We start from the raw sequence: 1,190 nt of genomic DNA, 5'->3' as shown, positions 1-1,190 counted from the left end.
TTATTTATGTCAGTTTTTAAAGATCACAGAATTTCACTTAAGCAAGTTTTAGAATTTATTCCCGAAGCACTTTTAAGCCATCTTTCTGCAACCACAAAAGTCGATTATTACAGCAAAGTTCTGCATGGCAAAAAAATGTTTTACCTACTCTTATTTTGTATTTTTGATAATGAAAAATTAAGTCAAAGAACCTTAGAAGACACTTTTAACAGCAGTGGTTTTAAAGCTTTATTCGGTTTGGGTGAAGAGGAAAAAGTGCGAAGAAGTTCAATTTCAGAACGGCTATCCAAAATTGACTCCCATTTTTTTAAAGAAATCTATGAGCAGATGTATGGACAGTTTTCAAGTCTCTATGACAAATCTGAAATAGAAAAATATAATCTGATCAGGGTTGACAGTACTATTGTGGCTGATACTTGCTCAAAACTCAAAGAAGGAATTGATCAAAAAAGTGGGAAAAAATTAGTGAAATTCAGTTTTTCGTTTGATGGAATTTTACCATCAGGTGTAGAGATTTTTACGGGACAAAAATATTCGACAGAAGACAATGCACTTGCTGAGGCGATTCTGAGCCAAGTTAAAAAAGAAGAGCATCACGATAATATATATGTAATAGACAGAGGGATGCAGTCTACAAGAACGATGAGAGATTTTGAACAAAAGTCTGTGAAATTTATTATCCGTTCCAAAGAAGACAGAAAATTTGAAGAGATTGAATCTTTTCTTGAAACAGAAAACGTTCTAAAATGGGATTACTGGGAAGTGATTAAAGACAGCAAAGTGAAACTTTACACCGGAAAACCCATTCTAAATAAACGTGGAAATATCCATCATCGGGAAGAAAAAGTGGAAACGTATTTTCGATTGATGGTCATTAAAAATGAAAAAACAGGTAAAGAATTTTGGTTTATCACCAACGATTTTGAACTCTCTGCCAAGGAAATATCCGATTACTACCGGAAAAGATGGGATATTGAAGTGTTCTTCAGGTTCATGAAACAAGAGTTGAATTTAAGCCATCTTGTTTCACTTAATAAAAACGGGATTGAAGTAATGATCTACATGACCATGATTGCATCAATGTTACTGTTGATCTACAAAAAAGTAAATAATTTGGGATACAAAACCGCAAAAAGGAGAATAGCTATGGAACTTCGAGATATGATTACTGCTATTTTAATCGTATTTGC

At 33.2% G+C, this 1,190-nt stretch carries 1 protein-coding gene; it reads left to right on the top strand.

All coding sequences use genetic code 11. The features are described from left to right. Positions 1 to 6: 6 nt before the first annotated feature. A partial coding sequence (locus BMW64_RS20355; RefSeq protein WP_143052759.1) for an IS4 family transposase occupies positions 7 to 1,190 on the top strand: 1,184 nt, incomplete at its 3' end.

Source organism: Chryseobacterium taichungense, assembly GCF_900109935.1.
Classification (GTDB): Bacteria; Bacteroidota; Bacteroidia; order Flavobacteriales; family Weeksellaceae; genus Chryseobacterium; species Chryseobacterium taichungense.
The sequence above is the reverse complement of the archived record's forward strand: the minus strand, read 5'-3'. Positions and strand labels throughout refer to the sequence as shown.